Here is a 22,056-nt window from a genome sequence, read left to right as displayed (position 1 = left end):
GGTCAGGTGAACGGCAGCACGGACATCCGATCACCTGACCTTTTGCCGATCATCTGGGCCGACGGCGGAGCCGGCGGCGGCGCAGGCCCGCGCCTACTCCAGCGGGCCCAGGAGGGACTGGGCCACCGTGGCGTGGGCGGCGTCGTCGCTGGAGGGGTGGAAGATCCCCGCGAGCACGTCGCGGTACAGGCGGCCCAGCTCGGACGTATTGAAGTAGGTCGAGCCGCCGGACACCCGGATCGCGAGGTCGACGACGTCGCGCGCGGCCTCGGTCACGCGCACCTTGAGCCCCGCCGTCGCCCGGAACCAGCCCGCGCCGCGGTCCAGCGCGGGGTCGGACGCCGAGGCATCGAGATCGCGGGTGATCCCGTCGATCTGGAGCCAGACGCTGTCCTGCGCCAGGGCCATGTCGGCGATCCGGCGTCGGACGTCGGGGTCCTGCGCGTAGGACTTGCCGGTCTTCATCGACGTGCGGCGCCCCACGGCGTCGACCGCGAGCTCGAGCGCCCGGTCCGCGATGCCCGCGTACACGGAGGCGAGCAGCACCTCGAACGACGTGAAGATGCCCAGGACGTACGGGTCGAGCGACGGCCCGGGCGGCAGCAGGCGCAGCACCCGGTCGGCGGGCGCGTGGGCGCCGTCGAGCATCGTGGTGCGGGACTGGGAGGCGCGCATGCCGATCGTGTCCCAGTCGTCGAGGATCTCGAACCCGCCGCCGTCGCGGGTGACGAAGGCGTGCACCAGCCGGGGCTCGCCGCCCCGCCCGTTGCCGGGTCGCCCGTTGCCCCCGCGCCCGTTGCGGCCGCCGCCCGGCGACTCGATGCCCAGCACCCCGAGCCGGGTCCAGGCGGGGGAGTTGGACGTGAAGATCTTGCGGCCGTGGAACGTGTACCCGCCGGCGCCGTCGGGCCGCGCCTCCGTGCGGGAGCCGAGCAGCACCAGGTCGTTGCCCGGTTCCGAGTAGCCGAAGCCGAACACCTCGCCCGACGCAGCCTCCTGGAGCAGCCAGTCGAGCGACGAGTCGCCGCGTTCGTGCAGGTAGCGGCCCACGCCCACCCACACGTGGTGCATGTTCACGGCCAGTGCGGTCGCCGGCGCGTGGGCGGACAGCCGGGCCTGCGCGCGGGCGGTCTCGCGCAGCGTGAGCCCGGCTCCGCCGAGCGCGACCGGGACCATGGCACCGAGATAGCCTGCGGCCTGCAGGTCGGCCAGGTCCTCGGCGAAGAAGGCGTTGTCGCGGTCGTAGTCGGCCGCGCGCTCGCGCAAGCTGGCGAGCAGGTCGTCGGACAGGAGGGAAGTCACCCGACGAGGCTATCCCCGCCGACCGTGCCGTTGTGCTGAACCGCTGAGCTGATTCCGGTTCACCAGGCGCCAGGCGGCCACCAGGACCGGGGTTACGGCTCCGCCCGAGCCTGCTGAACCAAGGTCAGGAGCCCGGGCGCGGGGCGGCGGGCCGGCGGGTCGGGCGGTGGAGGCGGCGGGCGCGCACCGCCGCGTACAGCTCGGCCGCGGCGCGGGGGTCGTTGATGTCCCGCCCGGTCAGCTCGGCGACGCGGGCCAGCCGGTTCAGCACGGTGTTCCGGTGGCAGTGCAGCGCCGCCGCCGCCCGGGTACCCGAACCGCCGTGCTCGAACCATGCCTCCAGGGTGCCGAGCAGCAGCTCCTCGTCCCGGGCGGCACGGTCCCGGAGCCCGCCGAGGACGGCGGCGGCGAGCTCGGCGGCGCGTTCGCCGTCGGCCACCAGCAGGGCGTCCAGCGGGCTGTCGCCGTACCGAGAGAGCCCCACCTGACCTGGGGGCAGCGAGCGCACGGCGGTGCGGGCCTGGGCCAGCGCGGCGGGCGCGTCGCCGAGGCTCGCGAACGGACGGCTCGCGCCGGTCCTGGCGTGCGCGGCGAGGTGGGTGAGGACGCCGTGGGCGTCGTCCGAGGTGGGCGCGGCGACGAGCGTCAGCCGGTCGCCCTCGTGGGTCAGCCAGCGGACGCTCACCCGGGGCGGCCCGACGCCGACGCCGACCACGCCGACGCCGACATCCTGCCGGCCGGGCGCGCCGTCCGGCGTCGGGACAGCGGGCGCGCCGTCCGGCGTCGGGACGGCGGGCAGGCCGGGCGCCGTGACCGCGACGACCAGCATCACGTCGGCAGGCAGGCCGAGCGCGCGCCGCGCGGTCTCGAGGTCCTGCACGGCCCCGGTCAGGACACCGCGCAGGAGCTCGGTGCGGGCCATGTCCTCGCCCAGTCCGGCCGACGCCTCCAGGTGCGCCTGGACCGCGGCGTTCGAGGAGCGGTCGATGGCGGACCACGCTCGCGAGGAGGCGCGGAGCAGGGCGCCCGTGTCGGTCCGGGCGCGCAGCCGCCGGGCGAGCTCCTCCCAGATGCGGAGGCCGGCCAGGCGGTAGGCGTGCTGCAGCAGGTCCAGCGGCATGCCCTCGGCGGCGGTGACCCGGCCCGTCTCCCGCGCGGGGTCCAGCGACGACGTCTCGCCGGCGAGCGCGGCGAGGATCTCCGCCAGGTTGGCCCGGACCAGGGGTTGGACGGCGGCGGCCGGGAGCCGGGTGTCCCGGTAGACCGGCTCCGCGTGCAGGATGCCGTCGGCGACCTGATCGCTCAGCAGGTCGAGCGCATCGCGGAGGTCATGACGCCCACTTACGGCGATGTCCGACATGCCGGGCAGCCTAACGGCGGCAGGCCCGCTGTGCACCGAAGGTCGAAATGCCAAGTCGCCGGGTCTCGCCCCCGACCGGCGGCGCCCCATAGGCTATTGGTCAACGGGTCAATGAGAGCCGGCCCGCGCGGTCGGATGCCATGCGGTCGAAGGAGACAGCGGATGAGCGTGACAGACACACAAGCCACCATGGAGAGCGACCTCGACCGGGCCGTCGAGGAGCTCAAGGTCGGCGCGGAACGGTGGGCGCAGCTGCCCGTCGCGGACCGGGGAGCGCTCTTCCGGAGGGTGCACGCGGCGATCGCCGACGTCGCCGAGGAGTGGGCGACGACCGCCGCCGAGGCCAAGCACATCGCGCCGTCCGCCCCCTACCTGGGCGAGGAGTGGATGACCGGCCCGTACGGCGCGCTGGAGAGCGCAGCCACCTACGCGCGGTCCTACGAGGCGCTCGCGGCGGGCGGCTCGCCGCTCGACGGGCTCGACGTCGGCACGGCGCCGGGCGAGCGCGTGGCCGTCCGCGTGCTGCCGCGCAGCGCCCAGGAGTGGGTGCTGTTCAACGGCTTCCAGGCCGAGGTGTGGATGGCGCCGGGCGTCCCGGAGCGGCAGGTGCGCGACGAGGCGGGCCTCCGGGCGGGCGCCGTCGGCGAGTACGGCGGGGTCGGGCTGGTGCTGGGCGCCGGCAACATCTCGTCCATCGCGCCTCTGGACGCGTTCTACGAGCTCGTCGCGCACAACCGCGCCTCGCTCGTGAAGCTCAACCCCACGTTCGGCGGCCTGCTCGGGGTCTACCGCAGGGCGCTCGCGCCCCTGATCGAGGCCGGCGTGGTCCGGATCGTCAACGGCGACGCCGCCGTTGGCGGGTACCTCACGCGGCACAGCGGCATCGACAAGGTGCACATCACCGGCTCCGCCGTCACGCACGACGCCATCGTGTGGGGCACCGGCGAGGAGGCCGAGCGGCGTCGGGCGGAGAACGACCCCAGGCTCGGGGTGCCGATCACGAGCGAGCTGGGCGGCGTCGCGCCCGTCATCGTGGTCCCCGGCCGGTGGAGCGCCGCCGACCTGCGGTTCCAGGCCGAGCACGTCGCCACGATGCGCCTGCACAACGCGGGGCACAACTGCGTGGCGGGCCAGGTGGTCGTGCTCTCGGCGGACTGGGCGCAGAAGGACGCGTTCCTCGCGGAGCTGCGGCGCGCCCTGGCGACGACGCCGGCCCGCGACACCTGGTACCCGGGCGCGGACGCCAAGGTCGCGCGGGCCGCCGAGGCGCATCCGGACGCCGAGCACGCCGGCGCCGGCCTCCTGACGGAGGTCGCGGCGGGCGACCCCGCGTGCACCGACGAGTACTTCGCGCCGGTGCTGGCGTGGACGCAGCTCCCCGGGCAGGGCGCGGAGTTCCTGAGCGCCGCCGTCAGCTTCGCCAACGACTCGCTGTCCGGGACGCTCGGCGCCAACGTGCTGGTGCGGCCGCAGGAGCGCAGGGCGATGGGCGACGCGTTCGACGACGCGATCGCCGATCTGCGCTACGGCAACATCGCGATCAACGCCTGGACCGGCATGAGCTTCCTGCTGCCCGGTGCCACGTGGGGCGCGTTCCCCGGGCACACCCTGGCGGACGTCGGCTCCGGCGTCGACGTCGTGCACAACGGGCACCTGCTGGACCGGCCCGAGCGGACGGTCGTGACGGGGCCCTTCCGCGCGTTCCCGCGCAGCGTGCTGCACGGCGAGCTCTCGCTCTTCCCGAAGCCGCCGTGGTTCGGCAGCTCACGGAGCGTGACGGACACGGGCCGGCAGCTCACTCGCTATGCGACGGCGCCGTCGTGGGGCAGGCTGGTACCAGTACTGCTCGCGGCGTTCCGGTCCTGACGCCACAATGCTCCTGCACCGGCCCAACGGCGGTCCGGCGCCAGACCGAAGGAGACCGACGATGGTGATCCGGAGCACGCTGCCCGACGTGGTGATCCCGTCCGTCAGCGTCCATGAGTACCTGTTCGGCGATATCACCCCCGACGACCTGGACCGCGTAGCGGTGGTCGACGGCGTCAGCGGGGCAGAGACGTCGTTCCGCTCCCTGCTCGCCCAGATCGACGCGGTGGCGGGCGCGGTCGCGGCGCGGGGGTTCGGCGTGGACGACGTCGTCGCCCTGCACGCGCCGAACCTCCCCGCCTACGTCACGGTGTTCCACGGCCTGCTGCGGGCCGGGGTGACCGTCACCACCATCAACGCCCTGTCGCCGGGTCCGGAGATCGCCAAGCAGCTCCTCGACTCGGGCGCCCGGCTCGTGATCACCGTCTCGGCGCTGCTCCCGGCGGCCGAGGCGGGGGCGAAGGGCGCGGGCCTCGCGCCGGAGCAGCTCGTGGTGCTCGACGGCGACTCCGCGGTGGCTCCCGGGTACGCCTCGCTGGCCGACCTGCTGGCCGAGCCGCACCCGGCCCCGGACGTCACGTTCGACCCCGCGACGCACCTCGCGGTGCTGCCGTACTCCTCGGGCACGACGGGCCGCCCCAAGGGCGTCATGCTGACCCACACCAACCTCGTGGCGAACGTGGCGCAGTGCTTCGCGATCGGCGTGGAGCGCGACGACGTCGTGCCGTGCGTCCTGCCGTTCTTCCACATCTACGGCATGACCGTGCTGCTCAACGTCGCGCTGCGCACCCGGGCGAGGCTCGTCACGCTGCCCCGGTTCGACCTGGCGCAGTACCTCGGGGTGCTCCAGGACCACCGGGCGACCTTCCTGTTCGTGGCGCCCCCGATCGCGCTCGCCCTGGCCAAGCACCCGCTGGTGGACTCGTACGACCTCTCCAGCGTGCGGGCCGTGCTGTCCGGCGCGGCGCCGTTCGACGAGAAGCTCGCGGCGGCGGTGGTGGCCCGGCTCGGCTCCGATGTACGGGTGCTCCAGGGCTACGGCATGACCGAGATGTCGCCGGTCTCGCACGTCATCCCGTTCGTGCGCCGCGACATCTCGTCCGGGTCGGTGGGGCTGCTCGTGGCCAACATGGAGGCGAAGATCGTCGACCCGGCCACGGGCGATCAGATCGAGCAGCCGGCCGAGGGCGTCTCCGGCCCGGGCGAGCTGCTGTGCCGCGGGCCGAACGTGATGGTCGGCTACCTCGGCAACCCGCAGGCGACGGCGGACACCCTGGAGCCCGACGGGTTCATGCACACCGGCGACATCGTCACCGTCGACGCCGACGGCGTGTTCCAGGTGGTGGACCGGCTCAAGGAGCTCATCAAGTACAAGGGCTACCAGGTGCCGCCCGCCGAGCTGGAGGCGCTGCTGCTGTCCCACCCCAAGATCTCCGACGCCGCGGTGATCGGCATGCCCGACGAGGAAGCGGGTGAGATCCCGAAGGCGTTCGTCGTGACCGCACCCGGGGCGACGCTGACCGAGAGCGAGGTCATCGCGTTCGTCGCCGAGCAGGTCGCGCCGTACAAGAAGGTGCGCGCCGTGGAGTTCATCGAGGCGGTGCCGAAGTCGGCGTCCGGCAAGATCCTGCGCAAGGACCTCCGGGTGGCGCGGTAGGCGGGGTAGTCTCGGCGCGATGTCGCACCACACCGAACCAGCCTCCGCCGGGAACGCCGCCCCGCGGACCCGCGTCGTCATCCTGTTCGGCGGGCGCTCCGGCGAGCACGGGATCTCCGTCGCGACCGCCGGCGGCGTGATGGGCGCCATCGACCGCTCGAAGTACGAGGTGGTGCCCGTGGGCATCACCCCGAAGGGGCAGTGGGTCATCGCCGCCGACGAGCCGGAGCGCTGGGCCATCACCGACGGCAAGGCCGTCGAGGTGCCCGCCTCCGCCGCCGAGGTCGTGCTCCCGCTGACCGTGGGCGACTCCGCGCTGCGCGTCATGGAGCCGGGCCAGGTGCCGTCCGCGCTGGCCGACGTCGACGTCGTCTTCCCGCTGCTGCACGGGCCGTACGGCGAGGACGGGACCCTGCAGGGCCTGCTCGAGCTCGCCGACGCGCGGTACGTCGGCTCGGGCGTGCTGGCGTCCGCCGTCGGCATGGACAAGCACTTCATGAAGATGGTGTTCGCGGGGCAGGGCCTGCCCATCGGCCCGTACGCCGTGATCAAGCCGCGGGACTGGGACCAGCACCGTGACGTCGTCCTGCAGACCGTCGAGCCGCTGGGGCTGCCGCTGTTCGTCAAGCCGGCCCGGGCCGGGTCGTCGCTCGGGGTGTCCCGCGTGGACTCCCTGGACGACCTGCCCGCCGCCGTCGAGGAGGCGCGCCGGCACGATCCCAAGGTGATCGTCGAGGCGGGCATCGTCGGCCGGGAGATCGAGTGCGCGGTGCTGGGCGGCCGCGGCGGGGCGCGGGCGCGGGCGTCGCTGCCGGGCGAGATCGTCGTGACCGACGAGACCAAGAAGTTCTACGACTACGAGGCCAAGTACTTCGACGAGTCCGCCGTGGAGCTCACCTGCCCCGCGGACCTGCCCGACCACGTCACCAAGGAGATCCAGGAGATCGCCGTGCGCGCGTTCGAGGCGGTCGACGCCGAGGGCCTGGCGCGCGTGGACGTGTTCGTCACGCCCGACGGCCAGGTGATCGTCAACGAGATCAACACCATGCCGGGCTTCACGCCGTTCTCGATGTATCCCCGCATGTGGCAGGCCTCGGGCGTGAGCTACCCGGAGCTGATCGACGAGCTCGTCCAGCTCGCCCTGGAGCGGCCCACCGGGCTGCGCTGATCGCCTGTACTCTGCCTCTCACTGACGTGTCGGACGCGCGGATCACTCTGGTGACCTGGGCGTACGACACCTCGAAGGGCGCGACGAGGAGGCAGGGATGCTGGGCGGGCCGCGGTACAAGTACGCCGTGCGCGAGGTACGGGTCGCGAACGGGGTCCTCTCCATCGGGCTCACCACGTTCGCCCTGAGCAACGTCATGCGGGTCGAGGTGGTCGGCGTGGCGAAGCCCCAGCCCATCGGCGCGTGGGCGAACCAGGTGGCGTACCCGTTCGCCATCGTCGCGGTGGTCGTCCTGCTGCTCCGCATGGCGGGGGCCGACGGCATCCCGTGGGAGGCCGCCTTCGCGATGGCGTGTGCCGGCGCGGCCTGGCCGGCGGCGCGGGCGTGGCAGCGCACGGACTTCTGGAAGCCGGTGTGGAAGTACCCGGTGTTCGCCCTGCAGATGGTCACGGCCACGCACCACGTGCACCGCCTCTGCGCGCACGACGCCCGGCACCTCGCCGCGCTGGCCGAGCTGCTGGGCGTGGCGATGAAGGACTCGTCGATCTCCTACAGCGGGAGCATCCAGCTGATCACCAACGCGGACGCGTTGCACACCATGGAGGCCGGCAAGGACTCGATGGTGCGCTAACGCACGGTCGGGTGCGGGTCCAGGCCCATCTGGACCAGCAGCGCGGAGACCATGTCCTCGTGGAGCGCCACGTGGTCGCCGAACGCGAACTCCTGGTGCCCGTACACGGCCATGCACTGCAGGCCGTAGACCTGCCGCCAGCTCGTGACCATGAGGTGGGCGATGCCGAGCGGCAGGTCCGGCCCGCCGACGGCGTCGCGGTACCGGCAGATCTGCTCGGCCAGCTCGGGATCGATCTCGTCGTCGGCCGCGAAGGGGATGCCTGACGCCGCCAGCGCGCGGAAGAGCGGCACGTAGTGCCCCCCGACCATCTCGGCCATGCGGCGCTGGAGGGTGTCGCTCTCCGGGATCTCGGCGCGGATGCCGGAGCCGATCACGAGGTCGAACTCCGCCGGGTTGCTCACGGCCCACTCGAGCGACGCCCGTGTCGAGGCGAGCAGCGCGGCGGCGATGTCGCCCGGCCGCTGCCGGGCGACGGCGGCGCTGAGCTGGGCCAGCACCTCCTCGACGATCAGCACGCAGAGCTGCGCGATGACGTCCTGCCGGTTCTCGAAGTGCCGGTACAGCGCGGGCGGCGTGACGCCGACCTCTTTCGCGACGGCGGCCATCGTGAGCTTGCTCAGGCCGTGCTGGCCGGCGAGCTGGTGGCGGGCGGCGTCGAGCACCTCGCGCCGCAGCTCGTCACGCAGGCGTTCGCGCCGGGACTGGACGGGCGGGGACTGGGCGGGCGGGGCGGTGACGACCGCCGGTGATGCTGCCGGGCTCACTGACACTCCTTCGTGGCAGGTACTTGCGTCACGGCGCCGGCGAGGTCCGCGATGAACGACGTCGAGTGGTCCTCGGTGACGCTCGGCGGCACGATCACCTCGACCGCCGGCTCGCGGCCGTAGGTGACGAACGACCAGGTGCCCTCGTCGTCGGTGGTGACTATCCAGTCGACGGTGGTGCCGTCGCCCGAGTCCACGTGCTGGCAGTCCGCCGCCGGGCCGATCTGCTCGACGCCGCAGCGCATGGTGACCGCGCCGCCCGGCTCGCCCCACGCCGCCGTGGCCTGGGCGTCGGTCGGCACCTTCGGCAGGTCCGGGCCGAGCTCGTCCGGCACGGCCAGCATGACCTCGGCGCACTTCGGGTCGGCGGCGTCCGGCGCCACCTCGACGCCGATCGTCCGCGCGCACCCGCCCAGCGCCGCGATCAGGAGGAAGGCGGCGGCCGATGCGGAGACGAAACGGGCGGGAAGCACGGAGATACGTTACCCGCCCCGGATGGTGGTCGTCCCCGGCGCCGTGCGCCGTCCGCGGGGCCGGTGTGGGCAGCCGCGCGGCGCGCGCGCCCCGGCCCGTATGCCGCGCCTGGTCGCGCGGGCATTTATGGTCTACCAGTGACCCGCGTCCGTGACCTCTCCGAGGAGCAGATCCTCGAGCGCATAGTTCCCCTCCTGCCGAAGGGGAGCGCCACGCTGCTCGGGCCCGGCGACGACGCCGCGGTGCTCGCGGCGCCCGACGGCAGGTTCGTCGTATCGACCGACGTGCTGGTCGAGGACCGCCACTTCCGCGCCCGCTGGTCCACGGGGTACGACGTCGGCCGGCGCGCCGCCGCGCAGAACCTCGCCGACATCGCGGCGATGGGCGCGCGGCCGACGGCGCTGGTCACGTCCCTCGTGGTGCCGGGCGACACCGAGCTGGACTGGGTGACCGGCCTGGCCAGGGGCCTGGCCGACGGCTGCGCGCCGGTCGGTGCGGGGGCCGTCGGCGGTGACCTGTCGGGCGGGCCGTGCCTGGTCGTGAGCATCACCGTGCACGGCGACCTGGAGGGACGCGCGCCGGTGCTGCGGTCGGGCGCGCGGCCGGGCGACGTCGTCGCGCACGCCGGGGTGCGCGGCTGGTCGGCCGCCGGGCTGGCGCTCCTGGAGGCCGGCCTGGTCCGCGCGCCGCTGTCCTCCGCGCCGCTCGAGGTCTCCGACGGCGTGCTGCTCGAGGACGCGTGGGAGCGGCTCGTGGCCGCCTACCTGCGGCCCGACCCGCCGCTCGCCGCGGGCATCGCGGCGTCCGAGGCGGGCGCCACCTCGATGCTCGACGTCTCCGACGGCCTGCTGCGCGACGCCGGACGGGTCGCCGTCGCGAGCGGCGTGCGCATCGACCTCGACCCCGGGGCGTTCGCCGCGGACCGCGAGGCGCTGCGGTCGGCGGCGCGCGCCGTCGCCGCGGCCACGGGCCTGGGCGACCCGGGCTGGGGTCCGGGGAACGCGGACATCGACGGGCTGACCGGCGCGTGGATCTGGGCCGGGGGAGAGGACCACGGGCTGCTCGCGACGTTCCCGGCCGGGACGGTGCTGCCGGCGGGCTGGACCGCCGTCGGACAGGTCCAGGAGCTGCCCGGTGCGGGTCCGGACGCTGGGCCGGGTGCTGGCCGCGGGGAGCAGGAGCCACCGGTCACGATCGGCGGCAAGACCCCTGACACCGCCTCGGGCTGGGACCACTTCCACCCCTGACCCGCGGGGGTGGGTCAGCGCTTGCGGAAGCGGAGCTGCTTGAGCGGCCGGCCGCCGATCTCGTCGATGCGCTCGGTGCCGTCGTGCTGAAACCCGTGCCGCCGGTAGAAGTGCTGAGCGCGCTCGTTGCCCTCGAGGATCCAGAGGCTCACGACCGTGCCGGGAGTGAGGCCGTCGAGCACGGTCCGCATCAGGTCGCGGGCCACACCCGTGCCCCACGCGCGGGGGTGCAGGTAGATGGCGTAGATCTCGCGGTCACCCGGTTCGGCGTCCTCGTCGCGCGCCGGGCCGACGCTGGTGAACCCGACGGGGCCGACCTCGTCCTCGGCGACCAGCACTGTGGTCGCGCGCGCGGTCACGGCGTTTCGCCACAGCCCGGCCCGTTCGTGGACGTCGAGCGAGGACAGGTAGGAATCGGGCAGAATCTCCGAGTAAGCACCACGCCAGGAGGCGATGTCGACGCGAGCGATGGCCTCGGCGTCAGTCGTCGTTGCTGGGCGGATGGTCACGTCTTCCGGTGCCATCATGACCTCACCTTTTCACCCTGCGGTGCCTAGCGCAACCACTTCTTGGGGCATGGTTGAAGGTTACGGGAACACCGAAGACGCCCGCCAGGTGCAAACCCGACAGGCGTCTTCGTCAATCATGTACGGGTCGCGTCAGCGACCCGGCTGCGGCAGCGTCAGGCCGAGACCTTGCGCGTGACCTTGCCGGCCTTGAGGCAGGAGGTGCACACGTTGACGCGCTTGGGAGTCCCGCCCACGATCGCACGGACGCGCTGGATGTTCGGGTTCCAGCGACGCTTGGTGCGGATGTGAGAGTGCGAAACGCTGTGCCCGAAGCCCGGGCCCTTGCCGCAGACGTCGCAGTTGGCAGCCACGGTGTCTCCTGAATGTCGTGCACGCCTGTGCAGAAACGACAGCACGACGTGATGGATGGTCAAAAAGGGGGCGCCTGGACGTTTCAGAGCAATCAACGCTTCTTAGCGGGCCAGGCAACTTCGTCAGACTACCTGATCGCAGGCCGCGCCCTCAAACCGTAGTCGCCGGGTGGTGCGTCACACCCGGCCTTCCGGACGTCGGCCGCGCGCCGGGCCTGTGGACGGCCGCACGCGAGCGGGTCGGCCGCTGGGTACGGTGGGATCCGTCCGGGCGGGCGCCCGGGTCGTTGTAGTGCCACGTCCAGGAGGGCAGAGCGTGACCGACGTCGACAGCGGTAGCCGGCCGGCTGATTCTGGTCCGGAGCCGTTCCCGGCCGGCGTCCGCCTCGAGGACCCGCGCCTGGTGCGCGCCTGGACCCGTGGCGCGACGGCGGCCCTGCGGCGGGAGCGCGCGGCGATCGACCGCGTCAACGTCTTCCCCGTGGCGGACGCCGACACCGGCACCAACCTCTACCTGACGCTGCGCGAGGGCGACCGGGCGGTCGCGGGTGCGCCCGCGGACGCGACGGGGCCGGAGCTGCTCGCGACGCTCGCCCGCGCGGCCCTGCTGGGTGCCCGCGGCAACTCCGGCGTGATCCTCAGCGAGTGGCTGCGCGGGCTGGCGGTGGCCGCCCGGCGCGGCGGCGGCGCGGCGGACCTGCTCACGCGGGCGGCGACGTCGGCCAGGTCGGCGGTGGCGCAGCCGGCCGAGGGCACCATCCTCACCGCGGCCGACGCCGCTGCGGCCGCCGCGCGCGCGGTCGAGGGCTCGGCCGGGCGGGACGCGGCCCGGGGCGACGGGGCGGGCGATGCTGGTGCCGGCGGTGCCGGGGCGGGTGCGGGGCCCCTGGAGACCGTGACCGCCGCGGCGGCCGCGGCCCGAACGGCCGCGCGGGCGAGCCGGGACGAGCTCGACGCCCTGCGCGCTGCGGGTGTGCTCGACGCCGGGGCGCTGGGGCTGGTCCTCGTGCTCGACGCGCTGGTCGTCGCCGTGTCCGAGGCCTCGGCCGGCGCGGCGTCCGACTCGGCAGCGGGCCGAGTGTCAGTGGCGGACGGCACCATGGAGACCGTGAACCTGGACCAGCTGCTCGACGCCGGCGCACCGCCGCCCGTGACCGAGGCGCGCGGCATCGAGCCGCACGACGGCGCCGCCGACGCGGGCGCCCTCGAGCTCATGTTCGTCCTCACCGGGCCCGCCGAGGCGGCGTCGGAGACGGTCGCGGCCGAGCTGCGCGCCGCGCTCGGTGAGGTGGGCGACTCGGTGGTCGTGGTCGGCGGGGACGCCGGCACCGGGACCGCCGTCTGGCAGGCGCACGTCCACACCGACCGCCTCGACGAGGCACTGGCCATCGCGGCGCGGGCCGCGCGGGCCGGCGCCCTGGCCCAGGTACACGTGCGGCACCTGGCGGCCGTCGGCCAGCACGAATGGGGTGTCGTGGCCGCGACGTCGGCCCCCGGCCTGGCGGCGGACCTCGCCCGCGCGGGCGCCGTCGTGCTCCTCACCGGAGGGGTCGGCAGCACCGTGGAGGCGCTGACGCCCGAGGACGTCGGGCGTGCCGCGGCGTCGACCGGAGCCCGGCGGGTGCTGCTCCTCGGGGTGCCCGACGCTGCCGCCGGGACGGAGCCCCACCTCGACGTCGACGAGGTGGTCGCCGTGCCGACGCCCACCGACCTGCACGCCGTCGTGGCGCTTGCCGCGCTCGGGACGCTGCTGCCGATCGGCCTGCCGGACGGGACCGGAGAGCCGCTCGCGATCGACGCGCGCGCGACAGTGGTGGAGGCGCTCGCCGCGCTGACCGTGGTGGCCGCGCGGGGTGCCGCCGCGGTCGACGCCCTGCGCGCCGCCGTCGGCCCCGGGACCACCGTCGCGACGGCCCTGCTCGACGCGGACGCCCCCGGCGACCTGCCCGGCCGGCTCGCCGCCGTCCTCGCCGAACGGGCGCCCGACGCGGAGCTCGTGGTCCTGGCGACGGGCCGCACGGGTGACGGTGTGCATCTCGGCACGGAGGAGACGGAGGGCGCCGCATGACCGCGCGGGTGGACGAACGGCTGGAGCGGGCCTTCGACAAGCGGACGGCCACCGCCCTGGGCAAGCTCGGGCTGGCGACCGTGGGCGACCTGCTGGGCCACTACCCGCGCCGGTACGCCGATCCGGGCGCACTGACGGACATCGCGGCACTCGAGGTGGGCGAGCACGTGACGATCCTGGCGCGCGTCGAGCAGGCGACGGTCCGGCCCATGCGCAACCGCCAGGGCGCGCTCATGGAGGTGGTCGTGACGGACGGGAGCAGCCGGCTGTCGCTCACCTTCTTCGGCAAGCACCGCGGCTCGCTCTACAACCACGAGAAGCGCCTGGTCCCGGGGGCGAAGGGCCTGTTCACGGGGACCGTCGGCCTGTACAGGGGCACCCGTCAGCTCACGCACCCGGACTTCACGCTGATGGGGGAGGAGTCCGACCTCGACAGCGACGAGGCGCTGCTGGAGCACGCGACCAAGCCCATCCCGATCTACCCCGCGGCCGCGGGCATCCCGAGCTGGAAGGTCCAGGGCGCGCTGCGCGTCGTGCTCGACACGCTGACCGACCCTGACGTGCCGGACCCGGTGCCCGACGAGGTGCTGCAGCGCCAGGGCCTGCCCCCACGCGCCGCCGCGCTGCGCAGCCTGCACCGGCCGGCGACGATGGAGGAGGCCTACCGGGCCCGGCACCGGATGCGGTTCGAGGAGGCGTTCGTCCTGCAGGCGGCGCTCGCCCAGCGCCGGGCCCGCACGGCCGCCGAGGATGCCACCGCCCGCCCGCCGCTGCCCGCGGGGAAGGCGAGCCTCCTCGCCGACTTCGACGCGTCCCTCCCGTTCGTGCTCACCGACGGCCAGCGCGCGGTCGGCGACGAGATAGCCGTCGAGCTCGCCAGCCCCCGCCCGATGCACCGGCTGCTGCAGGGCGAGGTCGGCAGCGGCAAGACCGTCGTCGCGCTGCGCGCCATGCTGCAGGTGGTCGACGCCGGCGGCCAGGCCGCGCTGCTCGCGCCCACCGAGGTGCTCGCCGCGCAGCACGCCCGGACCCTGCGCGCCCTGCTGGGCCCCATGGCCGACGCCGGCACGCTGTTCGGCGCGGAGCGCACCGGCGTCAGCACCCGGGTGGCGCTGCTGACCGGCTCGCTCGGCGCGAAGGCCCGCAAGGAGGCCCTGCTCCAGGCCGCGAGCGGCGAGGCCGGGATCGTCGTCGGCACGCACGCCCTGCTGTCCGAGCACGTGCAGTTCGCCGACCTCGGGCTTGTCGTCGTCGACGAGCAGCACCGGTTCGGCGTCGAGCAGCGGGACGCGCTGCGCGCCAAGGGGCGCGTCTCGCCGCACCTGCTGGTCATGACGGCCACGCCCATCCCGCGCACCGTGGCGATGACGGTCTTCGGCGACCTGGAGACGTCGTCCCTCACGGAGGTGCCGGCCGGGCGTGCGGGCATCACCACGGTCGCCGTCCCCGCGGGGAACACCCGCTGGACCGACCGCACCTGGGCCCGCGTCCGCGAGGAGGTCGACGCCGGCCGCCGCGCCTACGTCGTGTGCGCGCGGATCCACCCGGACGAGGAGACCAAGGCGGCGGCCAAGGACTTCGACGACGTCCCGGAGTTCCTGGACCAGACCGGCCCGGGCGCCGAGGGCGCCGAGCGTCCGCCCCTGCGTGCCGTGCTCGAGGTGGTCGAGGAGCTGCGCTCGCGGCCCGAGCTGGCGGGCATCGAGGTCGGCGTGCTGCACGGGCAGATGCCGCCCGACCAGAAGGAGTCGGCCATGGCCCGGTTCGCCTCCGGCGAGGCGCCGGTGCTGGTCTCGACCACGGTGGTCGAGGTGGGCGTGGACGTACCGGAGGCCACCGCCATGGTGATCTTCGACGCCGACCGGTTCGGCATCTCCCAGCTCCACCAGCTCCGCGGGCGCGTGGGGCGCGGCACCGACCCGGGCCTGTGCCTCCTGGTGTCCGACGCCGAGCCCGGCACCCCTGCCTTCGCCCGGCTGGAGGCCATGACCCAGACCACCGACGGCTTCAAGCTCGCGAACCTCGACCTGGAGCTGCGCAGCGAGGGCGACGTGCTCGGCGCCGCGCAGTCCGGCCGGGCGAGCTCGCTGCGCCTGCTGCGGGTGGTCAAGGACGCCGGCCTCATCGAGGAGGCCCGCACCGCGGCCGCCGACGTCGTGCGGGCGTCGCCCGACCTGACGGAGTTTCCCGAGCTCGCGAAGGCGATCCACGCGCAGCTCGACGAGGACCAGGAGGAGTTCCTGGAACGCGCGTGACCTCGGGCGTCAACGGGCGCGTGGGTGTCCGGCGACACCCGGCCGGGTTCAGCAGGGTGAAATCGGCGGGGTGAAAGCGATGACCGACTTCTTACGCGCGCAACGCACAACCGATAGAGTCCCCGCCGATGATGGTCGACGCGAGACACGCGATCCATACCGACGCACCGGCAAAGACTGCATGGCAGCGCGGGAGGCTGCTGGCGCTCGGTTCCGTGGTGGTCGCCGTATTGCTCGTGGCCCACGAATTCGTGCCGAACCGCTGGGGAAACCTCGGCAGTCTCGTCCAGTCGTTCCTGCCGTGGCTCGGGCTCGCCGTGCCGCTCGGCATCCTCGCCGCCCTGCTGCGGCGGTCGGCGCTCGCCGTCCTCGCCGTCCTGCTGCCGCTGGCGGCGTGGATCTGGGTGTTCCTGCCGCAGGTGCGTCCGGCGGACCCTGCGCCCGGCGACCTGACAGTGGTGGAGCACAACGTCAGCGACACCAACACCGATGTGGCGGGCACCGCCGAGGTGCTCCTCGCCGCCGAGCCGGACATCGTGACGCTCACCGAGGTATCCGAGGAGACGGCCGAGCAGTACACCGAAGCGTTCGGCGAGGCGCTGCCCCATCACGAGACGCAGGGCACGGTCGGCGTCTGGTCGAAGTACCCGCTCAAGGGCGCCAAGGCCGTGGACATCCGGCCGGAGGGCGTCGACGCGACCTGGGACCGCTGCCTGCGCGTGGTGATCCAGCGCGAGGGGGCGTCGGTCGCGCTGTTCGTCGCGCACCTGCCGTCGGTGAGGTTCGGGAGAGGCGGGTTCGAGACGGAGCTGCGCAACGCGAGCGCGCTGCAGCTGGCGGACGCCGTCAACGCCGAGAAGAACGAGACGGTCATCGTCGCGGGCGACCTGAACGCCGTCCTGGCCGACGACGCCATCGCGCCGCTGACCAACCTCGTCACCGCGCCGACCACCGGCTTCGAGTTCACCTACCCGGAGTCCTTCCCGGTGGTGCAGATCGATCATGTGCTGGCCCGCGGCGCCACGGTCACGGAGACCCGCACGCTCCCGTCGACGGGCAGCGACCACCTCCCCCTGCTAGCCCACATAGACACCCCCTGGTCCTGACCCACCCCGGTCTGGTGAGTGCTGGCTATTTGCGCTCCCGCGCGCCGTTTCGGCGCAAATAGCCAGCACTCAACGGGTCGGGGGCGGGTTAGGGTCGGCGGGTGACCAGGATCGTTGCCGGGGTGTTCGGCGGGCGCACCATTGCCGTGCCGGCCAAAGGCACCCGGCCCACCAGCGATCGCGTCCGTGAGGCGATCTTCTCCCGCCTGGAGCACCTCGGCGTGCTCGACGGCGCCCGCGTGCTCGACCTCTACGCCGGCTCGGGCGCGCTCGGGCTGGAGGCCGCCAGCCGCGGCGCGGCATCGGTGACTCTCGTGGACAGCGCACGCCCCGCGACCGACGTCGCGCGCCGGAACGTGGCCGGGCTGGGCCTGACCGGGGTGCGCGTGACCACGGAGACCGCCGAGCGGTTCGCGGCATCACTCGCGGGCGCGGCCCCGCGGCCCGCCGCCGTTCCCGGCACGACGGCGGCGGGGCTGGACCTGGTCTTCCTCGACCCGCCCTACGACCTCGACGAGGCCGCGCTCGCCGTCGTCCTGACGCACCTGGCCGCGCCGGGCGTCCTGGCCGACGACGCGGTGGTGGTCGTCGAGCGCTCGATCCGCACGCCCGAGCCGGCCTGGCCTGCGGGCCTGGCCCGGCTCGCGCGCAAGGACTACGGGGAGACCGCGGTCTACTACGCGGAGCCGTCGGATAGCGTGGGCGCGTGACCACCGCCGTCTGCCCCGGGTCCTTCGACCCCATCACCCTCGGCCACCTCGACATCGTGCGTCGCGCCGCCACGATGTTCGACGACGTCGTGGTCGGCATCGCCAAGAATCCCGGCAAGTCCGGCCTGCTCGACCTGGAGACGCGCGCCGCGCTCGTCCGCGCGGCGGTGCACTCCGGCGCGCAGACCGATCCCGCGCTGTCGCGGGTGCGCGTCGCGGTGGTGCCGGGGCTGCTGGTGGACTTCTGCCGGGAGGCGGGGGCGGTCGCCGTCGTGAAGGGTCTGCGCGGCGGCGGCGACTTCGATGCCGAGCAGCCGATGGCGCTCATGAACCGGCACCTGTCGGGCGTCGAGACGATCTTCCTGCCGGGGGACCAGAAGTTCGCCCACGTCGCGTCGTCGCTGGTGAAGGACATCGTGCGGCACGGCGGACCGGTCGACGACCTCGTTCCCGCGGGGGTCACGGCGGCGCTGCGGTCCGCGCTGGGACAGCCGCCGTCCGGCTCGTGAGGGCTGTCACCCCGCACAGGCGCGCGTAACGCCCGCTCGATGTCGTAGGATTGGTTTTTGGCCCGTGGCGTGCAGCACTGCGCCGGTCCGCCCCCCTTCACCGTCCTTCTCGGACACTGCCTTCATGGAGTCTGCTATTTCCCGCGAACCGAACTCGCCGCTCGTGCTCGACACGCACGAGCTGTCTCGGCGTGCCGGATCGATGCGTACGCACAGCGCTACCGTGCAGGCGCCGTCGGACCTCGGCACCGCCGTGATCGGTATCCCGGAGGGCTCTGACCTGGAGCTGGACCTTCGACTCGAGTCCGTGATGGAGGGCGTGCTGGTCTCCGGCACGGTCCGCGGCACGGCCAAGGGCGAGTGCAGCCGCTGCCTCGACGACATCACCCGTGAGATCACGGTCGACGTCACGGAGCTGTTCGCCTACCCCGAGAAGGCCGCGGCGTCGGCCAAGGTGGGGGATGTCGACGTGGAGGACGAGGAGTCGGTCCTGGACGACGACGACATGGCCGACCTGGAGCCTTCGCTTCGGGATTCGGTCGTGACTGCACTACCATTTCAACCGCTGTGCCGGGAGGACTGCCCGGGCCTGTGCTCCGAGTGCGGAGCGCGCCTGGCTGACGACCCCGGTCATCACCATGACGTAGTCGACCCTCGTTGGTCGGCGCTTCAGAGCATGCTCGAATCTACGAGCGTGTCGGACGAGACGAAAGAGAGCTAGCCGTGGCTGTTCCGAAGCGCAAGATGTCGCGCAGCAACACCCGTGCGCGTCGCTCGCAGTGGAAGACCACCGCAGCGACCCTCACCACCTGCCCGTCGTGCCAGGGCAACAAGCTGCCGCACACGGCGTGCCCGACGTGCGGCACCTACAAGGGCCGCACGTACCGCGACGCCCTGAAGACCGTTCACGCGGGCTGACGTGGCCAAGGGCGGGACGTCGCCGGCGAGGCCGGAACCTACCGCGCTGCTCGAGAAGCTCGGGGTCCATCTGGACCCCGAGCTTCTTGTGCTGGCACTGACCCACCGGTCGTTCGCGCACGAGGCCGGGGGCATCCCCACGAACGAGCGCCTGGAGTTCCTGGGCGACACCGTGCTGGGGCTGGTGGTCACGGAGGCGCTGTACCGCCGTCATCCGGACCTGTCGGAGGGCGACCTGGCGCGCATGCGCGCGGCGACCGTGTCGCAGCGCGCGCTCGCCGCGATCGCGCGCACCCTCGGCCTGGGCAAGTACGTGCTGCTCGGCAAGGGTGAGATCCGCACGCGCGGCTTCGAGAAGGACTCGATCCTGTCCGACACGGTCGAGGCCCTGATCGGGGCCACCTACCTCTCGCACGGCCTCGAGATCTCGCGTGCGCTGGTGCACCGGCTCGTGGACTCGACGCTCGACGTCGCGGCGGGCCTGGGCGCGGGCCTCGACTGGAAGACCTCCCTACAGGAGGCCTCCGCGGAGCGCGGCCTCGGCTCGCCCGAGTATGTCGCCACGTTCGAGGGCCCCGAGCACGCGCGGGTCTTCCACTCGTCGGTGGTGATCGACGGCGTCACCTACGGCTCCGGCTCCGGCAGCGCGAAGAAGCATGCCGAGCAGGGCGCGGCCGAGGAGACGTACCGGGCTCTGCTCGAGAAGTTCCCGCTGCCCAAGGCCGGGGACGCCGGCGCGGCGGACGCCGGGAGCACGTCCGGCAGCAAGGCGCCGGCCGCAGGTGCCTGAGCTCCCCGAGGTCGAGACCGTCCGGGACGGTCTCGACCGCCTGGTGGTCGGCGCGGTCGTGCGCGACGTCGAGGTCTTCCGCGAGTACAGCGTCCGTCGGCACGACGGCGGCCCGGACTCGTTCCGCGACCAGCTCGCCGGACGGCGCCTCGTGGCCGCGGTGCGCCGCGGCAAGTTCCTCTGGCTCCCGCTTGCGGAGCCGTCCTCGCAGGTCGACCCCTCCTTGCGGGTCGACCCGTCCTCGCGGGTCGACCCGTCCTCGCGGGTCGACCCGTCCTCGCGGGTCGACCCGTCCTCGCAGGTCGACCCGTCCTCGCGGGTCGAGCCTGTCGAGACCCACCCCGCCGCGGCACTGCTGGCCCACCTCGGTATGTCGGGGCAGCTGTTGGTCCGCGGCGCGAAGGTGACCGGAGAGCAAGGTCCGGGCCCGAGCGCCGTGCTCGCCGACGAGCCGGGCAGGGCCACGGCGGCGGACGACTGGCGCCATCCTCACCTGCGGGTTCGGCTGCACCTGACCGGTGCGCCCTCCGGGGCGCGCTACCTCGACTTCGTCGACCAGCGCACGTTCGGGCACCTGAGCGTCCAGGACCTGGTGCCCGACGGCGCCCCGCCGTCGAACAGCCCGGCGTCGAAGGCTCGGGCGTCGACCACACCGCCGTCGAACAGCCCGGCGACGAAAGCTCCTGCGTCGACCGTTCCGGCCGGATACGGCTCCGACCTGCCCCTGCTGCCGCAGCCGGTGGCGCACATCGCCCGCGACCTGCTCGACCCGAACCTGGACCTGGAGGACCTGGTCCGGCGGGTACGTCGACGCCGGACCCAGGTGAAGCGGGTGCTGCTGGACCAGACCGTCGTGTCGGGCGTCGGCAATATCTACGCCGACGAGGCGCTGTGGCGGGCGAAGGTGCACTGGGCGCGGCCGACCGAAAAGCTCAGGGTCGCTGACGTGCGCCGGGTGCTGGACTCGGCGGCCGAGGTCATGCGCGAGGCGCTCGCCCAGGGCGGCACCAGCTTCGACGAGCTGTACGTCAACGTGAACGGGCAGTCGGGCTACTTCGACCGGTCGCTCGCCGTGTACGGCCGCGAGAACGAGGAGTGCCGCCGCTGCGGCACGCTGGTCCGCCGTGACGCGTTCATGAACCGCTCGTCGTTCAGCTGCCCGGTCTGCCAGCCCGCCCCCAGATCGGCGAAGTAGAGCGTCTGTCCCGACAGACGCTCTACTTCGCCGGCAGCTTGTGGCCGAGATAGAGCGCACGTCCGGACAGGCGCTCTACTTCGCAGAGTCCGGGCTACCTCGTGGCCACGTTGCGGAGATCTGCGCCCGTGCGCCACGCCGTGAGCTGTTCGGCCAAGAGGCGCGGAGCGCCCCGCGGCCGGCCGCCCGCGACGTGCGGCGTGAGGATCAGGTTCGGGACGTCCCAGAGCGGCGAGTCCGCGGGCAGCGGCTCCGTCTCCATGACGTCGAGCGCCGCGCCGGCGAGCCGCCCGGAACGCAGCGCGTCCACGAGAGCCGCCTCGTCGACGGTGGCGCCCCGGCCGACGTTGACGAAGCGCGCCGACGGCGGCAGCAGGCTCAGCAGGCGGGCGTCGAGGATGTGCCGGGTCGCGGGGACGGCCGGCAGGAGGGAGATGAGTAGGTCGGTCTCGGCCAGCAGCGCGTCCAGGCCGTCGGCGTCGACCACGGGGTAGCCCGAGCGCTCGCCCGCACGCGAGGCGACGCCCGTGACCTGCGCGCCGAGCGCCGTCAGCAGCGGGGCCAGGCGCAGGGCGATCGAGCCGAAGCCCCAGATGGTGACGCGCGCGCCGTCGAGCGTGTACTCACGGCCGGTGACCGGGTCGGCCTGGGCGAACGCGATCTCCTTGGCCCAGTGGTGCTCCCGCTGCGCGGCCAGGGAGACGTCGATGCGGCGCACCGAGGCGAGGATCAGGGCCAGGGCGTGCTCGGTGACGGTGTCGTCGTGCAGGGACTGGCCGGAGGTGATCACGACGTCGGGCCCGAACCCGGAGCGCAGCGCCACGTCCGGGCCGGCGGAGAGCGTCTGCACCCAGCGCAGCCGGGTCAGCCGGCGGGCGGCGTCGGCAAGGAGCTTGGGCGGGTTGGACCAGGTGACCAGCATCTCGGCGTCGGTGTGCTCCTCCGGCACCGGCTCGCCCATCGCGTAGGCGACGACGGTGTCGGCGCCGCCGGGCGCGAAGGAGGCTCCGCCGTCGGGCAGCAGGGACGGGAAGTCGAGGTCGAAGGGCACGTCCGGTACGAGGATCTTCACGGCGGGGACGTTACCCGACCCGGCATGGACCGCGAGGTAGAGCGCCTGTCCGGGTCTCGACAGGCTCGACCACCGGTGGTC

The 22,056-nt window shown here is 73.6% G+C and carries 21 protein-coding genes; 14 read left to right on the top strand and 7 right to left on the bottom strand.

Annotated features, from left to right (window positions below; all coding sequences use genetic code 11):
- Positions 1–93: 93 nt before the first annotated feature.
- Positions 94–1,302 carry an acyl-CoA dehydrogenase family protein gene (locus ACFT2C_RS26385; protein WP_377210064.1) on the bottom strand — a complete coding sequence of 403 codons (1,209 nt, stop codon included), beginning with the start codon at positions 1,300–1,302 and terminating at the stop codon, positions 94–96.
- A 124-nt stretch (positions 1,303–1,426) separates the two neighbouring features.
- The gene (locus tag ACFT2C_RS26380) at positions 1,427–2,662 is read right to left on the bottom strand and encodes a PucR family transcriptional regulator (RefSeq protein ID WP_377210063.1); all 1,236 of its coding nucleotides are present in this window, start codon (positions 2,660–2,662) and stop codon (positions 1,427–1,429) included.
- 162 nt (positions 2,663–2,824) lie between these two features.
- Here ACFT2C_RS26380 and ACFT2C_RS26375 point away from each other — a divergent pair, with 162 nt between their 5' ends.
- The 4 genes from ACFT2C_RS26375 (at position 2,825) to ACFT2C_RS26360 (ending at position 7,984) form a co-directional block, all read left to right on the top strand.
- Positions 2,825–4,528, top strand: coding sequence for an aldehyde dehydrogenase family protein (locus ACFT2C_RS26375; protein ID WP_377210062.1), 1,704 nt, complete (start codon positions 2,825–2,827; stop codon positions 4,526–4,528).
- 61 nt (positions 4,529–4,589) lie between these two features.
- Complete coding sequence (locus ACFT2C_RS26370) at positions 4,590–6,185, top strand: AMP-binding protein (RefSeq protein ID WP_377210061.1); 1,596 nt, start codon at positions 4,590–4,592, stop codon at positions 6,183–6,185.
- Positions 6,186–6,204: 19 nt separating this feature from the next.
- Positions 6,205–7,353: a D-alanine--D-alanine ligase family protein gene (locus ACFT2C_RS26365; protein ID WP_377210060.1), complete on the top strand. Its 1,149-nt coding sequence runs from the start codon at positions 6,205–6,207 to the stop codon at positions 7,351–7,353.
- 97 nt (positions 7,354–7,450) lie between these two features.
- Entirely contained in the window at positions 7,451–7,984 is a 534-nt protein-coding gene (locus tag ACFT2C_RS26360) for a hypothetical protein (RefSeq protein ID WP_377210059.1), read from the top strand.
- Here the strand turns inward: ACFT2C_RS26360 and ACFT2C_RS26355 are convergent.
- Positions 7,981–8,751, bottom strand: a complete 771-nt coding sequence (locus tag ACFT2C_RS26355; protein ID WP_377210058.1) for a TetR/AcrR family transcriptional regulator — start codon at positions 8,749–8,751, stop codon at positions 7,981–7,983. The two genes, ACFT2C_RS26360 and ACFT2C_RS26355, sit on opposite strands and share 4 nt — an antisense overlap.
- The gene (locus tag ACFT2C_RS26350) at positions 8,748–9,224 is read right to left on the bottom strand and encodes a DUF3515 domain-containing protein (RefSeq protein ID WP_377210057.1); all 477 of its coding nucleotides are present in this window, start codon (positions 9,222–9,224) and stop codon (positions 8,748–8,750) included. Before ACFT2C_RS26350 ends, ACFT2C_RS26355 begins: the two co-directional genes overlap by 4 nt.
- A gap of 138 nt (positions 9,225–9,362) precedes the next feature.
- On the opposite strand from ACFT2C_RS26350, the gene ACFT2C_RS26345 reads away from it, so the two are divergent.
- Positions 9,363–10,472, top strand: a complete 1,110-nt coding sequence (locus ACFT2C_RS26345) for a thiamine-phosphate kinase (RefSeq protein WP_377210056.1) — start codon at positions 9,363–9,365, stop codon at positions 10,470–10,472.
- Between the two features lie 14 nt (positions 10,473–10,486).
- Here the strand turns inward: ACFT2C_RS26345 and ACFT2C_RS26340 are convergent, their stop codons facing one another.
- A complete protein-coding gene (locus ACFT2C_RS26340; RefSeq protein WP_377210055.1) occupies positions 10,487–10,999 on the bottom strand; it encodes a GNAT family N-acetyltransferase in 513 nt (170 codons plus the stop codon).
- Between the two features lie 155 nt (positions 11,000–11,154).
- Positions 11,155–11,352 carry a 50S ribosomal protein L28 gene (gene rpmB / locus ACFT2C_RS26335; protein WP_119143026.1) on the bottom strand — a complete coding sequence of 66 codons (198 nt, stop codon included), beginning with the start codon at positions 11,350–11,352 and terminating at the stop codon, positions 11,155–11,157.
- Positions 11,353–11,668: 316 nt separating this feature from the next.
- Between rpmB and ACFT2C_RS26330 the strand changes: the two genes are divergently transcribed.
- The 9 genes from ACFT2C_RS26330 to ACFT2C_RS26290 all read left to right on the top strand — a co-directional run bounded on the left by ACFT2C_RS26330 (position 11,669) and on the right by ACFT2C_RS26290 (position 20,903).
- Positions 11,669–13,420, top strand: coding sequence for a DAK2 domain-containing protein (locus ACFT2C_RS26330; RefSeq protein ID WP_377210054.1), 1,752 nt, complete (start codon positions 11,669–11,671; stop codon positions 13,418–13,420).
- Entirely contained in the window at positions 13,417–15,675 is a 2,259-nt protein-coding gene (locus tag ACFT2C_RS26325; protein ID WP_377210053.1) for an ATP-dependent DNA helicase RecG, read from the top strand. Before ACFT2C_RS26330 ends, ACFT2C_RS26325 begins: the two co-directional genes overlap by 4 nt.
- A gap of 128 nt (positions 15,676–15,803) precedes the next feature.
- Positions 15,804–16,781 (top strand): endonuclease/exonuclease/phosphatase family protein, encoded by a 978-nt coding sequence (locus tag ACFT2C_RS26320; protein ID WP_377210052.1) that lies wholly within the window; start codon positions 15,804–15,806, stop codon positions 16,779–16,781.
- Between the two features lie 101 nt (positions 16,782–16,882).
- Positions 16,883–17,491, top strand: coding sequence for a 16S rRNA (guanine(966)-N(2))-methyltransferase RsmD (gene rsmD, locus ACFT2C_RS26315; RefSeq protein WP_377210051.1), 609 nt, complete (start codon positions 16,883–16,885; stop codon positions 17,489–17,491).
- A complete protein-coding gene (gene coaD / locus ACFT2C_RS26310) occupies positions 17,488–18,000 on the top strand; it encodes a pantetheine-phosphate adenylyltransferase (RefSeq protein WP_377210050.1) in 513 nt (170 codons plus the stop codon). The genes rsmD and coaD overlap by 4 nt, the downstream gene beginning before the upstream one ends.
- 124 nt (positions 18,001–18,124) lie before the next feature.
- Positions 18,125–18,721 carry a YceD family protein gene (locus tag ACFT2C_RS26305; RefSeq protein WP_377210049.1) on the top strand — a complete coding sequence of 199 codons (597 nt, stop codon included), beginning with the start codon at positions 18,125–18,127 and terminating at the stop codon, positions 18,719–18,721.
- Between the two features lie 2 nt (positions 18,722–18,723).
- On the top strand, positions 18,724–18,918 hold the full coding sequence (gene rpmF, locus ACFT2C_RS26300) for a 50S ribosomal protein L32 (protein WP_189668127.1): 195 nt from the start codon (positions 18,724–18,726) through the stop codon (positions 18,916–18,918).
- Position 18,919: 1 nt separating this feature from the next.
- The gene (gene rnc / locus ACFT2C_RS26295; RefSeq protein ID WP_377210048.1) at positions 18,920–19,708 is read left to right on the top strand and encodes a ribonuclease III; all 789 of its coding nucleotides are present in this window, start codon (positions 18,920–18,922) and stop codon (positions 19,706–19,708) included.
- On the top strand, positions 19,701–20,903 hold the full coding sequence (locus ACFT2C_RS26290; protein ID WP_377210047.1) for a DNA-formamidopyrimidine glycosylase family protein: 1,203 nt from the start codon (positions 19,701–19,703) through the stop codon (positions 20,901–20,903). Before rnc ends, ACFT2C_RS26290 begins: the two co-directional genes overlap by 8 nt.
- 94 nt (positions 20,904–20,997) lie before the next feature.
- Here ACFT2C_RS26290 and ACFT2C_RS26285 read toward each other — a convergent pair whose 3' ends face one another.
- Positions 20,998–21,975, bottom strand: a complete 978-nt coding sequence (locus ACFT2C_RS26285) for an NAD(P)-dependent oxidoreductase (protein WP_377210065.1) — start codon at positions 21,973–21,975, stop codon at positions 20,998–21,000.
- Positions 21,976–22,056 lie beyond the last annotated feature (81 nt).

Source organism: Promicromonospora sp. NPDC057138 (assembly GCF_042670845.1).
Lineage (GTDB): Bacteria > Actinomycetota > Actinomycetes > Actinomycetales > Cellulomonadaceae > Promicromonospora.
The sequence above is the reverse complement of the archived record's forward strand: the minus strand, read 5'-3'. Positions and strand labels throughout refer to the sequence as shown.

Coding starts and splice junctions, on each gene's coding strand:
- ACFT2C_RS26340 (WP_377210055.1), bottom strand. CDS start 10,999: ATGATGGCACCGGAAGACGTGACCATCCGCCCAGCAACGACGACTGAC.
- ACFT2C_RS26375 (WP_377210062.1), top strand. CDS start 2,825: ATGAGCGTGACAGACACACAAGCCACCATGGAGAGCGACCTCGACCGG.
- ACFT2C_RS26320 (WP_377210052.1), top strand. CDS start 15,804: ATGATGGTCGACGCGAGACACGCGATCCATACCGACGCACCGGCAAAG.
- ACFT2C_RS26380 (WP_377210063.1), bottom strand. CDS start 2,662: ATGTCGGACATCGCCGTAAGTGGGCGTCATGACCTCCGCGATGCGCTC.
- ACFT2C_RS26360 (WP_377210059.1), top strand. CDS start 7,451: ATGCTGGGCGGGCCGCGGTACAAGTACGCCGTGCGCGAGGTACGGGTC.
- ACFT2C_RS26305 (WP_377210049.1), top strand. CDS start 18,125: ATGGAGTCTGCTATTTCCCGCGAACCGAACTCGCCGCTCGTGCTCGAC.
- ACFT2C_RS26370 (WP_377210061.1), top strand. CDS start 4,590: ATGGTGATCCGGAGCACGCTGCCCGACGTGGTGATCCCGTCCGTCAGC.
- ACFT2C_RS26365 (WP_377210060.1), top strand. CDS start 6,205: ATGTCGCACCACACCGAACCAGCCTCCGCCGGGAACGCCGCCCCGCGG.
- ACFT2C_RS26325 (WP_377210053.1), top strand. CDS start 13,417: ATGACCGCGCGGGTGGACGAACGGCTGGAGCGGGCCTTCGACAAGCGG.